The 17,163-nt window shown below is 39.1% G+C and carries 7 protein-coding genes; all 7 read right to left on the reverse strand.

What is annotated here, in order from left to right; genetic code table 11:
- Window positions 1–9: 9 nt before the first annotated feature.
- The 7 genes from DWZ47_RS07105 to DWZ47_RS07140 all read right to left on the reverse strand — a co-directional run bounded on the left by DWZ47_RS07105 (window position 10) and on the right by DWZ47_RS07140 (window position 17,125).
- Window positions 10–3,279, reverse strand: coding sequence for a SusC/RagA family TonB-linked outer membrane protein (locus DWZ47_RS07105; protein WP_117512661.1), 3,270 nt, complete (start codon window positions 3,277–3,279; stop codon window positions 10–12).
- 16 nt (window positions 3,280–3,295) lie between these two features.
- Entirely contained in the window at window positions 3,296–5,518 is a 2,223-nt protein-coding gene (locus DWZ47_RS07110) for a fasciclin domain-containing protein (protein ID WP_117512662.1), read from the reverse strand.
- A 14-nt stretch (window positions 5,519–5,532) separates the two neighbouring features.
- A complete protein-coding gene (locus tag DWZ47_RS07115) occupies window positions 5,533–7,098 on the reverse strand; it encodes a polysaccharide lyase family 1 protein (protein WP_117512663.1) in 1,566 nt (521 codons plus the stop codon).
- Between the two features lie 86 nt (window positions 7,099–7,184).
- Window positions 7,185–9,614 carry a glycoside hydrolase family 88 protein gene (locus tag DWZ47_RS07120; RefSeq protein WP_374938666.1) on the reverse strand — a complete coding sequence of 810 codons (2,430 nt, stop codon included), beginning with the start codon at window positions 9,612–9,614 and terminating at the stop codon, window positions 7,185–7,187.
- Window positions 9,615–9,916: 302 nt separating this feature from the next.
- Window positions 9,917–11,227, reverse strand: a complete 1,311-nt coding sequence (locus DWZ47_RS07125) for a glycoside hydrolase family 28 protein (RefSeq protein ID WP_117512665.1) — start codon at window positions 11,225–11,227, stop codon at window positions 9,917–9,919.
- A 690-nt stretch (window positions 11,228–11,917) separates the two neighbouring features.
- Window positions 11,918–12,718: an alpha/beta hydrolase gene (locus DWZ47_RS07135; protein ID WP_229115798.1), complete on the reverse strand. Its 801-nt coding sequence runs from the start codon at window positions 12,716–12,718 to the stop codon at window positions 11,918–11,920.
- Between the two features lie 114 nt (window positions 12,719–12,832).
- Complete coding sequence (locus DWZ47_RS07140; protein ID WP_117512666.1) at window positions 12,833–17,125, reverse strand: two-component regulator propeller domain-containing protein; 4,293 nt, start codon at window positions 17,123–17,125, stop codon at window positions 12,833–12,835.
- Window positions 17,126–17,163: the final 38 nt, after the last annotated feature.

The following is a 17,163-nucleotide window of genomic DNA, read 5'->3' on the forward strand; positions in this document are numbered from 1 at the left end:
GTAAATGTATTAGAAATTCAAATTTAAACCACAAGAAAAACGGCGAGAGCAAGGTGTATTTGCACTATCTTTCGACAGTTTAGAAGCCGAAGTAGGAAGAGACACTTCCGGATCCTGTCCTGTGTAACCAGTCCAAGTTAACAAGTCATAACCAGTAACAAAGAAATTAAGCGTATTGATACCTAAATAATTGCACACCTTTTTAGGCAAGGAATAGCTCAACGACAAAGTCTTTAAACGAACATAAGAAGCATCTTCTACAAAACGGTCTGACCCTAAATAGTTATATCCCTCATTATATAAAGCACGTGGAATATCCGTATTATCTCCTTCATTTCTCCAACGCCGCAAAACCGCTTTACTTTGGTTATTGGCATTATACATAGATTCATTATCCATACGAGTCGCATTAATAATTTTCTGTCCAAAACGACCATAGAATAATGCATTCAAACTTAGACGCTTATATTTAACGGTAAAGCCAAAACCACCAGTAAGAATCGGATTACAGTTGCCCAGATAAACAATATCGTATTCATTTATCACACCATCATGATTAATATCTTCATAAATAGCATCACCCGGACATACCTGCTTAGCACCATTCTTCATAACAATTGGTTTACCGTTCACATCATTCATAACATTTCCCTCTTTATCTCGTGCATAAGTAGTCTCCTGATTCTGATAGACTCCTTTGTAACGATAACCATAGAAAGAACCAAACGGGCGTCCCTCTTCAATGCGAATAGCATACTCACCATTTTTAAAGGTATAAGGCTCCGGATTCATTGTTTCAGGCAGTTCGGTAATTTCGTTCGTGTTACGGCTCAAGTTAACATAAGCACTAACACGCCAATCTTTCTTTTCATACAATACACCATCGATACGGGCCTCCCATCCTTTATTCTCCATTCTTCCAGAATTGTACCATTTATTCTTAGAGAATCCTGTAGTAGTCGGCATTTTCGGTTCTTTCTGCAGCAGATCTTTAATATATTTATTATACCACTCAAAAGTCAGCCTTAACTTGCCATGGAAAAAGCTAAAATCACCACCCAAATTATATTCTGTTGAAGTTTCCCATTTCAAATTGTTCAACTGCATTCTGCTAGGATAAATAGCAGACATATCCATATATTCTCCTCGTGAACTATAAGCTCCATAATAAGCGGCCGTCCCTTTGGGAGCATTACCACTTTGTCCGATGCTGAAACGAAGTTTGATTTCATCCAGCCAGTCTTCTGTATTTTTCATGAACGGTTCATTTTGCATATTCCAAGAAATTCCCACAGTAGGAAAAATACCCAAACGTTCTGACTTACCCATTGCAGAATTAGCATCCATCGTTGCAGAAGTATGGAATACATAACGATCCAACAAAGTATAGTTAATCAAACCGGTTCCGGAAATACTACGTGCTTCCGACTCCCCTGAACCCAGACTATAAACAGAACTACCTGTAATCGGATCTGCAAGACCAGACGAAGCATTACCATAAGAAGTACTTGTAGCACTAGAACTGGTAGCCTGCGTAGTACGGAATACAGCAGTTGCAATCAAATTATGTTTATCCTTCCAGTTTTTATTGAATATCAATTTATTTTCCGTTTGCAACGTTAGACTCTCTGAAGAAGCAGCAGTACTTTGGTTGGCATATTCACTTGTCCAAGCCACTCCCGTAGCAACTTGAGGAAGGAATTTGTCTGTTGTAGTAGTTGACATCTTAAGAGAAGCATAAGCCGAATACGTCAGATACGGAAGTATTTTATAATCAATACGGAAATTAGCACGGCTATCACGTGACATAGTATTTTTATAACTCTCGTTTGCCATAGCTACCGGATTAAAATGAGAGGCACTATTGTTACTTGCCTTAAATTCACCTTCCCAATCCTTTGTCTGATAAGAAAAATACTGTGAAGAACGGTTTCCATTATCATCCATATAATAAGGAGATTTATTTGGCATCTTTTTAAACGCTTCCGAACGTACGTTGCTATCTTTTGGTGCCCAGTTATCATCCTTATCTGACTGTGTAAAGTAGAAATCTGCTCCAAACCTCAACTTATCCGAGAAATTATAGTCTACACGCAAAGATGAGTTGAAACGTTTCAGCCCTGTACCGATAGTTGTACCTCCTTCACTTAAATATCCCAGTGACAGACGATAAGTGGCCTTTTCACCACCACCGCTCATAGAAAATGTATTGTCTGTAGTAAATGCATTCTGACGTACCTCGTCCAACCAGTTTGTATCTACATTATATTCATTGAAATAGTTCCAATTGGGCGAGTAGTTAATTTCAGGTGTATCATACAAATACTTTAAATAAGTATCTGCATTCAAACCTGTATAATTAGCACTATTCCACAAAGCCTCCTGTACCATAGCAATGTACTCCGATCCATTTAACATTGGAATACTATTCGGTTCAAATTTTGCTGTGAACTTAGAAGAAAAATTAAATGTAGTCTTGCCAGTCTTACCTTTTTTAGTCGTAATTGACAACACACCGTTAGCACCTTTCGTTCCCCAAATAGCCGTAGCAGCCGCATCTTTCAAAACTTCTACCGATTCTATATCAGTAGGAGCAATATTCAATAAAGCACCTAAATCTTCTTCATTGGCAGTAGAAAAATCAAAGTCGTCATCTAACTCTTGTGTATAGGGAACCCCGTCAATCACAATTAATGGTTCGACAGAGCCATTCAGTGTACTGGTACCACGAATACGGATAGAACTCCGCGCTCCCGGATCAGCACTCAATGCAATATCTACACCACTCAACTGCCCCTGTAAAGCTTCTTCTACCGTAGCTATCGGAGCAGTAGCAATCAAATCTTCCATCATCACTTTCTGGGTCGCAGATACATTCTCTTTATGTCCGATACCCATATTATTACGTTCGATACGTTTAGCAGTGATAGCAACCTCATCCAATGTTTCCACATTGGATTCCAGTTTTACATTTAATACCTTCTGACCAGTATATTTGATTCGTTTCGTTTTCATACCAATGTATGAATATACCAATGTCAGATTGTTTTCTTGTGCAGGAATTTGTAAACGGTAGTCACCATCCAAATTGGTCACCGCACCTCCTACAGAACGGTTTTGAGCGTTCACAATATTCACATTCGCACCTACTATCGGTTCGATCTGATTTCCCAGCATTTCGGTCACCTTACCGGACACGACTTGTACCTGTGCGGCTACTTCCCCTGTCCCCAGAACAAGTATCGCTATCAGCATATATTTTACTAATTTCATATTCATATTAAATTCGGTTATATCAAAGGACTGTATCAATCAACTGAAAACATCCGTCGTCAAACGCAAACGGGAAGAAATTATAATCAGATATCACGTTTGCCACTTTTCCATCTACCATTATGCTTAATGAACTTCCGGAATCTGTATACGTCAAAGACTTTCCACTAGCAGTAACATATGTAGAACTCTTCATAGCCGATCCCGGATAAGGATAAGAAATAAGTGCATTTTCCCTATCACGTATAAAATATGAAAGCAGGTATTGACGAAGTTTCGAACTACTAGTTACCGCTCCGGTCGCATCCATGCCCGGAATTTGCCCTGCAGCTATTGCTGTACTAATGGCTTCATTTGTCGGAATAAAACCTATAACATGAGAAGCTCCTGCTAGTCCGAATATATAGTTGCTAGACATTACCATATCAGCTTTCTGCAACAGCTGTGCAAACTGATAGTAAACATAACGATTATCATTACAAACGCTTAATTTATGTTGTAACCCATCACCTTCTTGCGCTTGAAACAAGGCTGTTCCACTATACATATAAGTTCTTCCATTATTCCAGTTGTCATTGCCGTTCTTTACTTCTGTAAATTCAGAGAAAGGTTCCACATTATTATCCGGTTCCAAAATTTGATTATAAGCTGCACTACTTGTTATCTTCCCGTCCTTCACATACCAATAATTAAAACCGGTTTGTGTAGCTAGAACCTGTGTCCCATTTGTTTTCAGTCCATCTACACCTGTAGCCGTATGTATGTTTACAATAGTTCTCATTACAGAAGAAGAAACATCTACCAATCCATCCTCGGTTTCTTGTTGTAACTTACTTCCATCCGCATAAGTTCTCAAGTAAATATCTTCTGACTCTATTTGTTCATTAGTAGGCACTAACAAGACATACTTCGTATCTTGTGAAGAATAGGCAGTTATCAGTCCAGTCCCATCCAACATGTAAAGATAATAATTACAATCTTTGTTACGGAAAGCCGGTCCGACTACAGAAGCAAACAAAATAGGTGTATCCATTGTATTTAATCCATAAAAGACACCATTGACACACATTGATTTATCAGTCACCTTAGAAGGATCGAAGTTAAAGACCATGTCATACATATTCTTAACTTTTCCACTCGTAATTTCATCAGGGAATGCAATTCCATCTTTATAAATAAATTGATTCAACATATATTTCATTGCTAAATCATCTACATCATCCAAAGATTCATATCCACCCTTTTCCCAATAATTATCAAAGAAATTATTCATAGCCACATCTGACGGTGCAAATACACTATATGCTTTTGAAGCATTATTGGCTACATCCGAATATTTCGTTGAATACCATTCTACTGCTATAGCAGGCAAAGAAGTACCATGTGTATGAATAAAAAGTGAATCGGCCCCCAAGGCTGCTCCAAAATCTTTAGATAAGGTAGCGTCATACGTATAAGTGGTATTTTCATTATATAAGTTGAAAAAAATCGAATAATTTTCATTTGATTCCAACTGGGTATAAATGGTTTCCAAAGGTTCAATTACCTGATCAACAATATATACATAACCATTATCTGCCAAAATTTCATATTCACTAACAGCAGCATTGGAAACATTGAATCCCTCTGTCCCTTTCCATGTGGAATTAGGATAAAAATAGGTATAATTAGATGCTGCATCCAATTTTTTTGTATCCCAAAAACGGTAAGAGAAAACCGGAATAAAACGGTCCAAATGATATACCATACGTCGTTTACCCGTAGAAGCCTCTACTTCCATAGTAGGTACATTACTACTGCGTGTACGAAACTTATAATACAGACCCGCATTTTTATTCATTTCCTCATCAGTTATTAAATCACCTTCCGGACGAAAATTCACCAACTTATTTTTATTGTAAGAATAATAAAGCAGATGAAAACCAATCACTTTTTTCAATTCATCCAAATTTATTTCACTGATGTCGGAATAGCCGTGCTTCTCCAAATAGACCGAAAAAGCCGTATCATCCGGAGCCATCACAGTCAGGATACTTTTTCCCTCCATAATAGGCTTAAAACCTGCCAACTCTACTGCCTGCAAAAATAGCGAGTAGTTCCCTCTATCTTCCAGGACTTCCCAAGCACTACCTTTCAACCATTCAGGTTCTTCATAATGTTCATCTATCTTATCTGTACATGAGGAGATAAAGAAAGGCATGAACAGTATACAAAGTAGTACTGTTGTAAATGTCATGTTTTTCATATTACATAAATTGATTATTGTTTATTCTTATTAAGTTCATACTCATATTCATCAGGATATTCCAACGAAAGGGCATAATTTTCTATATTCAAATAGCCATTTTTAGCCTCTTTTACCGCATCTGTCGGATCATATTTGTCCAGTCCCCATGCATCTTCGAAAGCATCTGGCATCCCATCATTATCTGAATCCAGAGGTTTCTGTGCAGCATTTATTGTACCAGGACCCCCCAACGGAAATTGTTCTGTTTTACGTTCATCTTGAATAATCGTTCCTTTTCCTCCCAACGAAGTAAGTTCATCTATCAAGTATTTATCTACTTCATCACGTACCGGAAGATAAGCACCCACTTTTTCAACTACCCATTCATAAGCTTCCTGTGCACTTTTCTGACTGCGTATAATTGGATGTAGATCTGAACGAGCTTCAAGAAAAGCAGGAGAACCACTACAGTATTGTGACCAATTTGTCTCCGTTATCTCTACTCCATCCAATGCCCCGTCCTTATTATTATCATAATAATTACCTTTGCAATAAGTATTAAAATTACCATTACCACCTGTAAATGGTCTTGCGGGATTCATTGGAACATATTCTGTCTTAATTGATCCATCAGGTTGTGCCACATTCTGCCAATTATAACAAGGACCAACTATAAAATAGTTGTTTTCAATGGTTGTTTCTGATTTACCTTGAGAATCACCACTCATATTATAAGCAGCTCCGCTTCCCCAGTTGTACACCACGTTGTTAACAAACTGGTTTAGTCCTTTGACTTTCGGATTTCGAGTTTTATTGTCAATATATAAATTACGGAAAATCGTACACCCATTCGATATATCAGTTTGCATCAGACCACCACATGAGTGATTCTGCAAACCCTGCCCGATTATAGAATTTTGTATTGTTATATTCTTTGGACTAGTACCTTTACCATCTGGATTTATAGAGAAATTTTCGTCTTTTCCCCAAGTTATTGAGCAATGATCAAATATCATATTTGCTCCATTAGCAATTCCACAAGCATCTTGATCTCCTGAATAAGCTGCTCCCATACGCATACGTAAATAACGAACAACTAGATTTTGAGCACCAGAAGCAGAAACGCGACCACCATAAAGGACGACTCCATCACCTGGTGCGGTATGCCCTAAAATAGTCTGATTACTTTTCAAAACAATAGGATCCTTACTCAACCTGATAACACCAGATACATCAAAAACAATAATACGCCAGGGTTTACTTACTGCATCACGAAAAGATCCAGGACCCGCATCATTCAAATTAGTCACATGATAAATTTCTCGTCCCTCACCCGCACGAGCACCTGTTGCATTTTTCCCATATCCTTCCGCCCCAGGAAAAGCAAGTACTCCATCATCAAAAACCGGGAAATTAAGTCCCTGATCCGAACCTCCCCCTTGATCACCAAAATCCCCATTTTGCGCTTGATCTGTTGGCAAATTGGGACTCAAATCACTTCTAGCATCCTTATCAACACATGCAAACAAAGCAGTGATTGAAAGACAGGAAACTGCCAATATTCCTACTTTTGCTTTTAATAATGTAATGTTTTTCATATATAATTAAATTAAATAATTAGACCATTTGTAGATATATTTAAATACGTATAAAATCTCGTTATTTCACAATTTTTATTTTCATATTACTTATTCAACTCAATACATCCCATAATGAAAGGTCCTGTTGCTTTAGCATCATTATCTCTCATTTTCTCTCCTATATAATACTCGAAACTGCCGTCACGGTAAGGCTTACCACCTAATCCACCCACTTGGCAACACTTTGTCAATGTCAATGTTCCGTCCGAATTTGAGATTAGTAGTTTATCACACAGACCTTTAAAGGCTTTTTCTGCAATAGCACGATACTGACTATCAATATATCCTTTATTCACAGCTTTCATATAGGCATACATACATTGTGTCGTAACAGAAGCTTCCGGGAAATTACCGGTACGTGAAGGTTGATCAATCACCTGATACCATAAGCCATTTTTATCTTGGTATTTTGAAAGAGTCTCCGCTAATTCCTTCGTCCATTTAATCATATCAGCATAGCCTGAATGCTCTTGGGGAATATATTCCAAAGCATCTACCAAAGCCATAAACCACCAACCAATACTACGTCCCCAGAAATTAGGAGAATGGCCTGTTTCCGGATCAGCCCAGCGCTGACTCCGGTCCTCATTCCATGCATGATAATAAAGTCCCGTCTTGGTATCGTATGTATGCTGATGGCAGAGAGTGAACTGTTTAACAGCCTCATCAATCCATTCCGGACGATTAAATTCAGCTCCATATCTAGCCATAAAAGGAGAAGCCATATACAATCCATCCAACCACATCTGATTAGGGTATATTTTCTTATGCCAGAAACCTCCATCTGTTGTACGAGGTTGCTTTTTTAGCTGATCTATCAAATTCTCGATAGCCAATTTATATTTCTCCTTTTTGGTTTCATTGTACAAATCAAACAGAACTTTTCCGGAATTGATATAATCCAAATTATAGGTTTCTTTCTTATATAAATGAATCTCTCCTTTGTCGTCTACCAAAGAATCAGCCCATGCCTCTACATAATCAAAGTACCTACGGTCTCCTGTTTTCTTCCAAACTTGTAACATCGCACAACAACCTACTCCTTGCGCATAACCAAAATACAGGCGTTTTCCATGATCCAGTTGCCAAGCTTCCGGGAAACGACGAATTTCCGAATCGGCAAACAGACGATAATAAGTGTCGGGAGCAAAAGTATCTGTACGGAAAGGAACTGTCGGAAGTCCGGCTTTATTAAACAAATTCACTCTAAAGAAAGTCCCATAACCGTAGCGTACAGCCACAGGCGCAGAAACATAAGTTGAAGAAAGCGTTATCGAACTTCCATCAATTACGGCTTCAGCCGGATAAAACCGCGCATCATTGCCGGCAATAAAAAATCCTTTTACCGGTTCATTGCCGGGTGTCTGCAGACCACCTTCCGCAAATTCAAAATCTAATGTAACTTCTCCCCCATTCACTTTCATTGATTTGTAGAGAGGTCCTGAATAAACAATCTTTTTACCATATTGCTTTGCTAATGCCCAAGCTGCCAGCCGTTCGCCCGGTGCAACTTTATTTCGTGGATGTATGTCGGTAGAATCGGCTGCATCCGTCACTACTGCCATACCAATGTTTTCAAGTCCACTTAACCATGTTTTTAATTGTGCTTCACGAATACCTGCCGGTTGCTTGTAATGTGGTGCAATCTGTACAAAATAGAAAGGCATATCCGGTTGGTTCCATTCTTTCCGCCAACTATTAATCAGGTTAGTAAATACTTCCTGATATTTCTCATAGCGAACAGAGTTGGATTCTCCCTGATACCAGATATTTCCTTTGACTGTATACCCTAGTATAGGAGCAATCATACCATTCCACAAAGTAGCCGGAACCTTACACTTATCTTTTTCCCTACTAACCTTTTCTTTTGAATACTGTTTTAAGACATCAGCATACAACGGATTGTTTTCCATCACTTTCATACTTGTCCAGGATTCAGCATGTGTTCCTCCCCAAGTAGACTGAATTAATCCAACCGGTGTACTCAAATCTTTATACAATTTACGTCCAAAGACAAATCCTACAGCAGAAAAGTCTTTCAGATTCTCCGGATTACAAACCACCCACTTTCCAACGCAATCTTCTTTTTCACCATCAGGTGCCAGTTGATGCTCTACATGAAACAGGCGGATTTCCGGGAAATCAGCATCTTTCATTTCTTCCGCTTCATTCAACATTCCTGTTTTCCATTTCACTTGCGGATTACGGGCTACGGGAAATTCCATATTTGACTGTCCCGTACAAAGCCAGACTTCACCTATTAATATATTATTGATCCGGATCTTATTATCACCTTTCAACATTACAAATTGTCCGGAAGTAGCAGCCGGTGTTTGTATCATCAATTCCCAATGACCGTTTTCTAAAGCAGTCACCTTGTATTTCTTATGATCCCATGAAGTCTTTACCAAAATCTTTTCTCCGGGACGTGCTTTTCCCCAAAAACGTACTTCCGCATTTTGCTGAAGTACCATATTATCTGATAATATAGAGGGAAGTTGTATATCTGCATGAATACCTATTGGAAAGAAACAGACCAATAACCACAGACAAAAAATAATTCTACAGAATTTCATTGTATTTTATAGTTTTAGATTCAATATTTTACTGAATAAGCACATGTCAAAGATACCGCATTACATGGTAGAGTTAAAGAAAAGGAATATGGAGAATTCGACTTTCTTATGTAAATTCATATGTGTACAGCCCATCACACGCCTATTTTGTACGATTTTACAGGCTATGTACGATTTTCCAGTCTTTCTACCATTCTTTTTTAATTCACTTTATTTATCTCAACCTTTCTCATAACCAATGCATCAATAATATTTTCATCTATCTTCACATCTTTTTTAGCCGTAATAGTCAAATTGTCAAAACAGAAATTGGATAATTTATATTGTTTTGATTTCTCTACAGCAAAAAAGGAATCACAATCCAGATGAATATTACGCATTGTAATATAGCTGGAATACGAGACTGGCATATCCTTGCGATCTTTCAAATCATAAAACTGTGTCCAAGGAGCAATAAAGATACAATTGCGGACATTTCCTTTTATGTCTTCAACGAGGATGTACTTATATTGTTGGGGAGTATCCGGACGCATTTTCAACCACAACAGGCGTTTAGCCTGATCCAGATTGCAGCGTCGAAGAATTATATTATGATTATATATCGATTCGCTACCGCAAGTCAGCACTCCGTGACAGAATCCAAAAGTACAGTCTTCAATGATAATATCACAATTGCCACCATTATCGGGATTTTGATCAGCCCATGGTCCTTTGCCGCCTTTTAATGCAATTGCGTCATCATTAACCGACATATAGCATCCCTTGACAAGTACATTTTTACATGCATCAATATCGATTGCATCTGTACTTGGAGCCTTTACGGGAGAAGAAGGTGAAAAGATATGCAAATCCAAAAGTTTTACGCTATCACATTTATAAATGTGAGTTGTCCAAAACGGAGAATTAACAAGTCGCACATCTGAAATTTGTACATTATTGCTATGAGATATATGAAGTAGACGAGGACGCAATTCATCCATGTTAGTACATTTAGGGATAACACTACGCCGTAACCAGAATGACTTCCAATATCGTTCACCGTTTCCATCAACTTTTCCTTTTCCGGAAAGGGTGAAACCATCTACCTTATCAACATTAATCAAAGCTGAAAAGTACTTTAGGTTCTGTCCCTCCATCCGTGTTTCTATTACAGGAAAGTTGCTAATATCGTCACTACCTTTCAATACAGCCTTCTTTTCCAGATGCAAGTGTGTTCCCGGCTTAAAGAAAAGCGCACCACTAAGATAAGTACCTTCAGGTATAACAACGACTCCGCCTCCATTATTAGACGCCAAATCTATAACAGCCTGAATTTTCTCTGTCTGTAATAGTGTACTATCATTCACTACTCCATAGTCGGTAATCAAGAAATTCTTTCCTAATCCATTTATATCAGTTTTTTCATTTTTGTAAAACCAATCCGGTATAATTTTACCATCGGGAAATTTTTCCTGACTAAACAGTTGCAGACTACAACATGTTGCTACTATTAAAAATGCTGACTTTATCATTTTCTACTGCTTATTACTTTTTCCGCAAAAGTACCGCATCTTCCCATTCACCCCAAGCCTAAGGATATGGAGATATTGATTTTCTTATGGAGTTCTATGCAAAGGATTCAAATACTACTTATCCATATACAATATTCCATATCCGGATACACTTTTATATATACATAGAACCAGAATAAAAACGTTATGTCCGAAATAAAAAAGCACATCTTCTTTATAAAAGAATAGAATTTCGTGATAGTAACGTCCATTTCATTTACTTTCTATAGTAAACTCATGATAAAACATATTTTATCATATATCAAAGAAGAAAAAAATTAACTCTTCTTTCATAATCCTCTTCAACGTTCTTAATAAATTATTGAGGAGTTTATTATAAACGGTACCCAAGTTTATTATAAATGATAAATTCCGACTTTAAAGATATAGCGGTCTTTTTTTGCAACAAAAAAGGCTGCAAACCCCATAAAGATTCGCAGCCTCTGGCTCATACAGAAACTCTCACAGTTTAACTACTGCAAGAGTTCCCTAATATATTGTCATCATATTGTACTATTTTCTTTTTCATTCTTTTTAATGATACCTTTTACTCATTGATATTCACACCTACAAATATACAACATAAAAAAGGGTTTGTCAAGAGCAACCTGTCCATAAGAAGAATTATATCATAAGATTCGATCATTTACTTTAAAAAGTCATTAACCAAGCCTTCAGCTCTATCAACATTTCATTGCGGAATTTAAAACTATCTTTCATTCCCCATCCATGCCCACCACTGGGATAAATATACATGGCAGCCGGTATCTCCTTTTCTTTCAAAGCAGAATAGTAACGAATAGAATTCATAGGTACCACGCCCCTGTCATCATCGGATAAAGCTATAAACGCTCTTGGTGTAAGCGAATCCACCTGATACTCATTACTAAATTCCTTTTTCAATTCCTCCGTTGCTTTTTCACCTAGAAACTGTCTGCACGATCCACCATGCCCGTATTTAGGTTCCATCGAAATTACCGGATAAAAAAGAATCTGAAAAGCAGGACGAAGTTCTTCGGAAGCATGCGTAGCCACTGTAGAGGCCAAATGACCACCTGCCGAAAATCCCATGATACCAATGCAATCAGGATTAATATTCCATTCAGAAGCATGTTCTTTCGCATAACGAATAGCTTCGTATGCATCCGACATGGGAACCTCCCGATTACCATTAGGCATACGGTACTTTAAGACAATAGCAGCTATTCCCTGTTCATTGAAAAACGGTGCCCAGTCATACCCCTCGTGAGCCATTGCCAAATGCCCGTATCCACCTCCCGGACATATAATAACAGCTCTCGCCGGCTGTTGAGAAGCTTTCGGCAAATATACCCGGATACTAGGTTTGAAATTATTCTTTTTATCATCATATCCCTGGGCTTCCATCCCATTCGTATTGGGTAAGCCGTTTTGCCACAAATCTATATCAATAGGCGAATCCTGTTTTTTCATAACTTTGTCTTGTGCATTCATAGAAGTACAAACAGTTGTAAAGCAACCGCTTAAAAGTAATATTTTACAAAAAGAAATTAGTCTCATACTATGCTGTTTTAGTTAATCTTATTCTTATGAATCCTGCGGAGAATCATTATCATTACTCACACCACGCTGATAGACGGACGGTGCTACTCCGAATTGAGCTTTGAAGCATTTACTGAAATAGAAAGGATCGCTGATACCCACCTTATAGGAGACTTCTGCAACCGTCAGATTATCTTCCGACAGTAACAACTCGGCTGCTTTCTTCATGCGCACAACACGTAAATATTCATTAGGCGAATATCCCGTTACTCCACGCAGTTTCCGATAAAATACGGTTCGTCCCAACTTCATCATCTGCGCAAACTCATCAATAGAGAATTCAGGCCGGGCGAGGTTCTGTTCAAGGATGGCAGCCAACCGATCTGCAAATTCTTTATCTCGGTCAGTAGTACACATGGCCGGACGCACAATACCCGGTTCACTGGAGAACTTCTCACGCAATTTATCGCGCTGCTCGATCAGGCGGAACACACGTGCCAACAACAATTTTACACTAAACGGTTTGGCTATGTAAGCATCCGCTCCGGCTTCTATACCTTCCAGATGTTTCTCCGGCGAACTCAAAGCAGTCAGCAGAATGATAGGAATATGGCTCGTATCAAAATCCGATTTCAGCTTCTTAGTTACCTCAAATCCCGTCATTCCCGGCATCAGAACATCACAGATAATCAAATCGGCATCATACGTACGTGCCTTCTCAAATCCGGATGTACCGTCAGCAGCAACTTCTACTTCGAAATAGGCTCCGATTTCCTCTTTCAAGAATTCACGAATATCATTGTCATCTTCAATAATCAAGACTTTCCGTTTATTCAGAGGAACAGCCAGTTTTTCCGAGTCAGGAAGTTCTTCCGAGAGCTGCAACAAATGATGCGCATGTCCGTCCGCCTCTTTCAGCAGTACATTGCCCGGGACAAGGAAGTCTTTCTCCGAATACACCGTCTTATCCGTCGGAATGCATACGGTAAATACAGAACCACCGCCTTCATTATCCTTATACTCAATCGTTCCTTTATGTACCTGAACTAGTTCATGGCTCAAATGCAACCCTACACCGATACTGTCACCGGAGAAGTTACTCTGCATAAATCGTTTGAACAATTCGTTCTGCTTCTCTTTAGGAATGCCGACTCCCGTATCCGAAACCTGAATCTGCAAGGTTTGCTTCCCTTCGTCCACATTCACCGAGAGAATAATTGTTCCGTTCGAAGGAGTATATTTAAAGGCATTTGAAAGCAGGTTATAAGTCACCTTATCCAAATTTCCTTTATCAATAAACATTTTATAGGACGGCACCGAAGGCAGGAAACGGAAATTCATATTCTTTTGTTCCGCTACATCTCCGAAGCTCAAAAATATTTCATAAAGGAAAGAGATGACATCCGTTTCCTCTAAAGAGAGTGCCAGCTTATTATTCTGCATCTTTCTAAATTCCAGCAACTGATTGATAAGCCTCAACATACGCTGCGTGCTCTTATCCATTGTTTTCAGCGGATATATCAATTCACGCGGGATATCAGTCACACGTTGAATCTTCTCCAATGCTCCCTGAATCAAGGTAAGCGGAGTACGGAATTCATGAGAGATATTGGTAAAAAACACCAGTTTATATTCTGTCAACTGCTTTTCTACATTGATGCGGTTACGCAAGCCGTTAAAGTTACGAACGATACGGAAAGCAAAGTACAAGGCTATGATTAATAACAGCACATAACCCAGCATTGCCCAAGTCGTTTTCCAGAATGGAGGGACAATTACAATTTTCAGTGTAGTCTCGCTATCATTCCAAACACCTGATCCATTGCTCGACTTGACGTGAAGTATATAAGTTCCCGGATTAAGATACTTAAACGAAGCAAAATTCAGAGGAGAAGGAGCACTCCATCCCTGATCGTAATTTTCCAGCCAATACATATATTTGGTATGACCGCTATCCGAATAATCAAAAGTAGAGAAATCTATCAAGAATGAGTTCTGAAAAAACTTCAGGGTTATTTCGTCCGAATAAGCCAACGATTGCTTTAACGGAGAGTCCTCCATCTGCGGATTCATCTGGGTTCCATTGACATATAAATCCGTGAAAACAACCGGGGAGAAAGTTTCGTTATCCTGTATCTTTTCAGGATCGATCACTATTAATCCGTAGTTTGTGCCAAAAAGCAGTTTTCCATCTTCGCGCATACAAGCACTATTCTCACTATACACATTTCCCAATGTATAGGAAGAAAAGAAATAGTTTTCAAAAGAATGGGTAGTCGGATTAAATTTGGAAATACCATATTCGGTGGCAACCCAGAGATTCCCCTTTTTATCTCCCAGAATAGACTGGATTACATCGTTAACCAATCCTTCGGAAGTTCCGTAATGTTCATATTTCAAAGAGCAATAGTTATCCTGCGGCTCACAAAGATTCAGTCCCGAACCGGACGTACCAATCCACATCCGCCCTTCCGTATCCCGATAGATACACTTGATTTCATTACTGCAAAACTTTCCGTTTGTATAACTGAAAAGATGATAATTATCAGCATCTGCAATCAATGAATCCGGATGAAAAATACAAATACCCTCACTGGTTCCTACCCACACCATCCCATTTGCGTCTTCTTCTATCACACGCACCATTCTCATCCCGAATGTTTGCTGGAAGAAATGACGGAATTTATATTTACCGTCGGGAGTAGGTTCAGCCAGTTCCAGCCCACCGCCAAATGTTCCTATCCACATGCGGTCTTTACGGTCGCGATAAATGGCAAAAACGTTATTATCGGATAAGGCTGTCAAATCAGAAGGATTATTATAATACCAGGTGTCCCCCACTTTGAGACCATTTCCACGAGTTCCCATCCACATTCGTCCCTGTTTGTCTTCGGTGAGAGCATAGATATTAGAATGGAAATATTGATTGGTCATTTTTGAATGAAGGCTCGAATCAAAGGTGTATAATCCCCCCTTACGCGTACCTACACAGATATCCCCATTAGACATTCTGGTAAGCATACGGATGGTGTTCGACCGGTCGAACAAATCACGGGATTCGGGATAGATACGGGAAGTTCCTTCATTCAATACGGAAATACGGGACAAGCCTGAATATTCCGAAGCTACCCAGATGCCACCGGCACGATCTTCCATCACATATTGCAGGAAATCCGAACTGATATGACTCTGGTCATTAATGTTCGCCACAAAATGCTCCAGTTTATCTTCGGCGGTATTATAAGCGAAAAGCCCATTTCCATAGGTCGAAATCCAAATAATTCCCCGGGAATCATGGACGATATGATAACGTTCAAAGTCGATATAACTTATCTTATCCTGGGGAATCAACTGGAAATCCTTACTCTCTCCGGTTTCGGCAAGCACGTATGTAAGCCGTCCCGTATGATTGTATATCCAATAATCTCCACGATTATCACGTATCAATTCTCCCTTTTTAATATTCAAACGAGGATCTGCGGCCATCTCTCCGGTAGCAAACTTATAAGTATATACTCCGGTAGTAGTCAGGATCACCCACTTATCTTTCAACAGGAAATTTCCGGTTGGCGATGTCGCCCCTGCCACAGTGGCAAGAGAAGCCAACTTTTGCATCTTTTGAGTAGCCTCCTGATAATAATAGATATCTCCATCTGCTGTAAGGAAATACATATCGTCCTTATAGGCCAGCGAAGAAGTGAAGTGGATTAATCGGTCTTCTATCCGATATTGTCCGTTGGAGACAGAAACCAGTCCGCATTGAGTGCCGATCCAGATACGGCCACTGGCATCCTCATTCACAAATTTCACCCGGTTATCCGGCAGATTTCCACGTTCGGTCCTGAATACGGTAGATGTCATCTCACCATTTTTCTGATGTACCATCTTCCGGCAGCCATTTCCCGAATGGGAAAGCCAGACATCTCCGTTAGCAGCGACAAAAACCGTTGAATAATTCTGCCTTAACTCGCCACAACCGGTATAGTCCACAAAACGGGCACGTTGCAAATCATAGCAACTATATAATTCAGGTGTAGTAGAAATCCACAAAAAACCATCTTTATCTTCTGTCAGATCGTAAATACGGTTATCTGCCAAAGATACCTCATCACCGATTTCCGGACGGAAAGTGAGAAAAGAGTTGCCATCATAACGACTTAACCCGTTCAAGGTAGCCAGCCACAAAAAACCTTTACTATCCTGATAAATATATCGAATAGAGTTATTGGGAAGGCCGTCACTCGTTCTCATTTGTGTAGAACGAAGCTCAATTGCACTATAAGCATTCAACACAAAACTAACAAGAAAGGTAAAGATCAAAAGGTGTCTTTGCATCATATAGATTCCAAGATTAATAATAAATGTTGGACAAAAAT

This window comes from Bacteroides sp. AF32-8BH (assembly GCF_003435205.1).
GTDB lineage: Bacteria > Bacteroidota > Bacteroidia > Bacteroidales > Bacteroidaceae > Bacteroides > Bacteroides ovatus.